This window comes from Paracoccus sp. (in: a-proteobacteria), assembly GCF_032007265.1.
Classification (GTDB): Bacteria; Pseudomonadota; Alphaproteobacteria; order Rhodobacterales; family Rhodobacteraceae; genus Paracoccus.
In genome coordinates this window covers 1-6,096 of the sequence record NZ_DALZMB010000158.1, presented here as the reverse complement: position 1 = coordinate 6,096, position 6,096 = coordinate 1, and the positions used below count along the sequence as shown (strand labels likewise).

General features: G+C 58.8%; 4 protein-coding genes. 1 reads left to right on the top strand and 3 read right to left on the bottom strand.

Annotation, left to right across the window (positions count from 1 at the left end):
• From RTS12_RS19620 to RTS12_RS19610, 3 genes are all read right to left on the bottom strand, one after another.
• On the bottom strand, positions 1-993 hold a 993-nt coding region (locus tag RTS12_RS19620; protein WP_312531618.1), incomplete at its 3' end, for a Re/Si-specific NAD(P)(+) transhydrogenase subunit alpha.
• 291 nt (positions 994-1,284) lie between these two features.
• Positions 1,285-3,432: a malate synthase G gene (locus RTS12_RS19615; protein WP_312531615.1), complete on the bottom strand. Its 2,148-nt coding sequence runs from the start codon at positions 3,430-3,432 to the stop codon at positions 1,285-1,287.
• A gap of 167 nt (positions 3,433-3,599) precedes the next feature.
• A complete protein-coding gene (locus tag RTS12_RS19610) occupies positions 3,600-4,076 on the bottom strand; it encodes a hypothetical protein (protein WP_312531612.1) in 477 nt (158 codons plus the stop codon).
• Positions 4,077-4,238: 162 nt separating this feature from the next.
• Between RTS12_RS19610 and pepN the strand changes: the two genes are divergently transcribed.
• On the top strand, positions 4,239-6,096 hold a 1,858-nt coding region (pepN, locus tag RTS12_RS19605; protein WP_312531609.1), incomplete at its 3' end, for an aminopeptidase N.

Genomic DNA, 6,096 nt, shown 5'->3' with positions numbered 1-6,096 from the left:
AAGTTCAGAGGCTTGCGTTCCCATCCTCGACGGAAAATCGGTATAGCCGATGATGACGACACCATTTTCGGTGACGAAACGCTCATCAGGAACGGTCAGCTCGCAGTTGCCGCCACGCTCGGCTGCAAGGTCAACGATGACCGAGCCGCGCTTCATCGCCTCGACCATATCGCGCGTCCAAAGGACGGGCGCATCGCGGCCGGGGATCAGCGCGGTGGTGATGACGATATCCATTTCGGGGGCCAGCTCGCGGAACTTCTTGAGCTGGGCCTCGCGGAATTCGGGGCTGGAGGGTGCGGCATAGCCGCCGGTCGCCGCGCCATCCTGGGCAGCTTCGGCAAAATCAAGATAGACGAATTCTGCGCCCATCGATTCAATTTGCTCGGCCACTTCGGGACGAACGTCAAAGGCATAAACCTGAGCGCCAAGCGAGGTCGCAGCACCGATTGCGGCAAGACCCGCCACCCCAGCACCCACGATCAGCACCTTGGCCGGGGGCACCTTGCCCGCTGCCGTGACCTGACCAGTGAAGAAGCGCCCGAAATTATTCGCGGCCTCGATCATGGCGCGATAACCCGCGATATTGGCCATGGACGACAAAGCATCCATTTTCTGCGCGCGCGAAATCCGCGGCACCATATCCATCGCGATTGCCGTCACACCCTGCTGGCGCGCGACTTCTAGCAGTTCGGGGTTCTGCGCGGGCAGAAAATAGGAAATCAGCGTTTGACCTGCGCGCATGCTGCGCAGTTCATCTTCGCTTGGCGGGCGCACCTTGACCACCACATCGACATCGCGCGTCAGATCGCCTGCCGTCGGTTCGATTGTAATTCCTGCTGCCCGATAAGCATCATCTGTAAAACCCGAACGCGCACCTGCGCCGGATTCGACGTAAACCTCGTGTCCCAGCTTCTTCAGATGGGCAGCCGAGGAGGGTGTGATCGCGACGCGCGTCTCACCATCCTGCAACTCCTTTAACGCACCGACCTTCATCGTGCCCCCCTCTATTACAAGTTGGAAAAAGTTCTAGCATCGCTGCGTTAGCGATCACAAGACTGCGATCATCGCCGCAATGCAGCTAAAAGGCGAGGAAGCACGAAAATTGCCGCGATCTGGGCTGGGCCATTCGCCTATCCCCCAGATAAATATGGCGATGTGACGAATTTCATGACCAAGCGGGCAATCAGTCGCACCAAGGTCAAAAAAAATCGCGACCCTGCTTGCAAGGTCGCGATCCGGGGCGATTTGCCCAAAGTTATTCAGACTTTTAGCTTAGTCGCTGCCTTAGGCGAGCTGCTCTTGCTCGGCTTTGGCCTGACGACGACGGGCGTGCAGGACCGGCTCGGTATAGCCCGAGGGCTGGACCCGGCCAAGGAAGACCAGATCACAAGCCGCCTGGAACGCCACCCCGTCGAAACCGGGTGCCATCGGACGATAAAGCGGATCGCCTTCGTTCTGGCGGTCAACGATCACGGCCATTTTGCGCAGACCGTTCATGACCTGAGCCTCGGTGACCACGCCATGCAGCAACCAGTTGGCCAACGCCTGGCTGGAGATGCGCAGCGTTGCACGGTCTTCCATCAAGGCGACGTCGTGGATGTCCAGCACCTTTGAGCAGCCGATGCCCTGATCGATCCAGCGCACGACATAGCCCAGAATACCTTGGCAGTTATTGTCGATCTCGGCCTGAATTTCGGCCTCGCTATAGTTGCGCCCACCCGCAAGCGGAATGGTCAGCAGCTCGCTCAGGCCTTCGGGGCGCGGATTGGCCTTGAGTTCGGCCTGACGCGCAAAGACATCAACAGCGTGGTAATGGGTCGCGTGCAGGGTTGCCGCGGTCGGGCTGGGAACCCAAGCGGTATTGGCACCAGATTGGGGATGCGCGATTTTTTCGCGCAGCATATCCGCCATCTGATCAGGTGCCGCCCACATGCCCTTGCCGATCTGCGCCTTGCCATCAAGTCCGCAAGCCAGACCAATATCGACGTTGCGGGTCTCGTAAGAGGTGATCCACGGCTTGCCCTTCATCTCGCCCTTGGCAAGCATCGCGCCTGCTTCGATCGAGGTGTGGTATTCGTCGCCCGTGCGGTCAAGAAAGCCCGTGTTGATAAAGGCCACGCGGTCCTTGGCGGCGCGAATGCATTCCTTCAGGTTCGCGCTGGTGCGACGCTCTTCGTCCATGATGCCCAGCTTGACCGTATTGCGTGCCAGCCCAAGCATATCCTCGACATGGTCAAAGATTTCCGAGGCAAAGGCGACTTCGGCCGGGCCATGCATCTTGGGCTTAACCACATAGATCGAGCCCTTGGCCGAATTCGTCAGCCCGTCTTGGCGCTGAAGATCGCGCATGGCGCAAAGCGTGGTGACAGCGGCATCAAGCAGGCCCTCATAGACCTCATTGCCCTCGCGATCGAGAACCGCCGGCGTGGTCATCAGGTGGCCCACGTTGCGCACCAGCATCAGCGAGCGGCCCTTGAAGGCAATCGGGCTGCCATCAGGCGCGGTCGCCTGCACATCGCCATGAAGGCGGCGCACGATCGTCTTGCCGTTCTTCTCGACCTCTTCGGACAGCGAGCCATCCATCAAGCCCAGCCAGTTCGAATAGGCCAAGGTCTTGTCCTGGCCATCGACTGCCGCCACGGAATCCTCGCAATCCATGATCGCCGAGATCGCGGATTCGATGATGATGTCAGAAATTCCGGCCTTGTCCTGAGCGCCAACCGGGGTCGAGGCATTCAGGTGGATGCGAATCAACAGATTGTTGTTGCGCAAGAAAATATCGCTGGGATGGGCGGCATCGCCGATATAGGCCGCAAACTTCGCCGGATCGGCCAATGCCGGGACCAGCGCCCCATTCACCACCGAAAACGCGGTCAGATCGGTCCAGCTGCCTTGGGCAAGCGGTGCTGCTTGATCCAGGAAATCGCGACCCCAGGCAATGACGCGTGCGCCACGCGCTGCATCATAGCCCTTGCCCTTGGGTAGATCGCCCAATGCATCGGTGCCATAAAGCGCATCATAAAGGCTGCCCCAGCGCGCATTCGCCGCGTTAAGCGCATAGCGTGCGTTCATGATCGGCACGACCAGCTGCGGACCTGCGATCGATGCAAATTCCGGGTCGGTATTGCTGGTTCCGATGGTGAAATCCTCACCTTTCGGCACCAGATAGCCGATCTCGCCTAGAAAGGCCTCATAGGCAGCCTGATCAAAGGGCTTGCCGCGGTTTTGGATATGCCATTCGTCGATCTGGCCCTGCAGGCGCTCGCGATCGGCCAGCAAGGCGCGATTCTTTTCGCCAAGTTCGTGCAGAAGCTTGGACAGCCCTTCCCAAAACTGGCGCGGATCTACGCCGGTGCCCGGAAGCGCCCGATCATTGATGAAGTCGGCAAGGAGTGAATCGACCCTCAAACCGGCTTTTTCGACGCGTCCCATGGCTAAACCTTTCGTAAAACTGCGGCAAATCAAGGCTTCCTAAGCCACACGTCCACGGGTTGCAACATCAGGTGTGAACAATGGTATACATTGGCCGTTGAGATAGATCACAGATTTCATTGAAAATGGCCCCTGACGTAATGCCAGGGGCCATTCAATGAATGAGATCAGTTGGTAGCTGGGGTCGTGGTCGACGGGGTCGAAGAGCCGGAACCGGTATCTGTGCTAGTTGCCGGTGCCGTTTCTGGTGCCGCTTCCGGCGTTGTTGTCGTCGCGGGCGCGGACGTTGTTGGTTCGGGCGTTACCGGTTCGCTGCTGGCTGGCGCGGTGCTTGTAGGTTCTGGCGCAGGCGTTGTGGCTGCGGGCTCGGTGGGCGCAGGCGCCGTGGTTGCCGGGGCGGGCGTGGTTTCGGTGGGCGCAGGTGCCGTGACGACCGGGGCCTCGGGTTCGGTCACGGTGACCGTGTCTTTGTTCATGAAATATTGCAGCACAAAATAGGCCACAGCCAAAGCCAACAGGATGCCAATGATCAACGGCAGCGGCGATGAGCGTTGTGCGACAGGCTCAACATAGACCTCAACCACCGGGGGCTTGCCCTCGGGATCAAAGGGGCGTTGCGGCTCATTCGGGTCGATATGGGTCATGCAAAGCACTCCGGCTGTAAAGGATTCAGGATCGGGGCGGCATGCGGCAGGCTGCCCTGCGGCCTGTCCTGCCCAGTCTTGCGACCCGACTATCCACCCGTTAACACTCCATTTCCGCACAAGTTCCGCGCCTGTGCCGATTTTCCGTAGGCGGAGTTATCCATGACCGTGACCCAATATTTGGCTGATTGGCAGCCTTATCCCTTCAATATTCTGGAAACTCGACTGGAATTCGATCTGGCCCCCAAGGGAACAAGGGTCCGCTCGGCGATTCGTTTCAGGCGAACATCCCCCGGCGATCTGGCACTGGATGGCGTCAATCTTAGGTTGATTTCGCTGACCATCGACGGCCGGGCACTGCAAAGCGAAGAATATTCACAAAGCGACGAAGGTCTGGTGATCGCTGCAAGCGCCCTGCCCGGTCCCGAGTTCACATTGAATGCCGAGGTCGAGATCGACCCGGCCAGCAACACCACCCTCGAGGGTTTGTATCTGTCGGGTGGCATGTTTTGCACTCAGTGCGAAGCAGAGGGTTTTCGCCACATCACCTTTTACCCGGATCGCCCGGACGTCATGGCCCCGTTCCATGTGACCATCCGTTCGGACAAGCCTGTGCTTTTGTCCAATGGCAATCCGGTCAGCCAAAGCAAGGGCATGGCCGAATGGTACGATCCCTGGCCCAAACCCTCTTATCTTTTTGCGGTGGTGGCGGGCGATCTTGTCTCGGTGGATGATCAATTCACCACCCTTTCGGGCCGTAAGGTCGATCTGCATGTCTGGGTGCGACCCGGCGATCAGGATCGTGCAGATTTCGCGATGGAATCTCTAAAGAAATCAATGCAATGGGATGAAAGCGCCTATGGGCGCGAGTATGATCTTGATGTGTTCAACATCGTTGCTGTCGATGATTTCAATATGGGCGCGATGGAGAACAAGGGGTTGAATATCTTCAACTCCAAGCTGGTGCTGGCCAGTGCCGAGACTGCGACCGATCTTGATTATGAACGGATCGAAGGCGTCATCGGACATGAATATTTCCACAATTGGACTGGCAATCGCATCACCTGTCGCGATTGGTTCCAGCTTTGTCTGAAAGAAGGCCTGACGGTTTTCCGCGATCAGAGCTTCACCAGCGATATGCGCTCGGCCGCCGTCAAGCGCATCAATGATGTCCAGACCCTGCGCGCCCGCCAGTTCCGCGAGGATCAAGGTCCGCTGGCCCATCCGCCTCGCCCGGACCATTATCAGGAAATCAACAACTTCTATACTGCGACCGTCTATGAAAAGGGCGCCGAGGTCATCGGCATGCTCAAGCGGCTGGTTGGGGATGAAGGCTACCGTAAAGCCTTGGATCTGTATTTCGACCGCCATGATGGGCAGGCCTGCACTATCGAGGATTGGCTTCAGGTTTTCACCGATGCCACCGGGCGCGATCTGACCCAATTCAAACATTGGTATACGGATGCGGGCACGCCCGAGCTTTCCTTGCGCGAGGAATGGCAAGATGGCACCCTGACGCTGCATTTCAGCCAAAAGACTGCCCCGACCCCTGGTCAAAGCACCAAGCCTGCGCGGGTCATTCCCATCGCGATCGGACTGATTGGTCCGAATGGCGATGAGGTTTTGCCGACGACGGTGCTGGAAATGACCAAGGCCGAAGAGAGCTTTACCTTTACCGATTTGGGCGCGCGCCCGGTGGTTTCGTTGCTGCGCGGCTTCTCGGCCCCGGTCACGATCAACCGCCAGATCAGCACGGATGCTCAAGCCTTGCTGCTGGCCCATGACACCGATGCCTTTACCCGTTGGGAGGCCGGCCATGATCTGGCGCTTGCAGCACTGATCGCACGCGCGCAAGGCGCCGAGCCAAGCCGCGCCTATGGCGATGCCATTGGCGAGCTACTGGCCACAGCCGAGTTGGACCCGGCTTTTGCTGCGCTATGCCTTAGCCTGCCGGGCGAAGAGGAGATTGCCACCGCCATCGCCTCACAAGGGATGCGCCCTGATCCTGATGCCATTCACC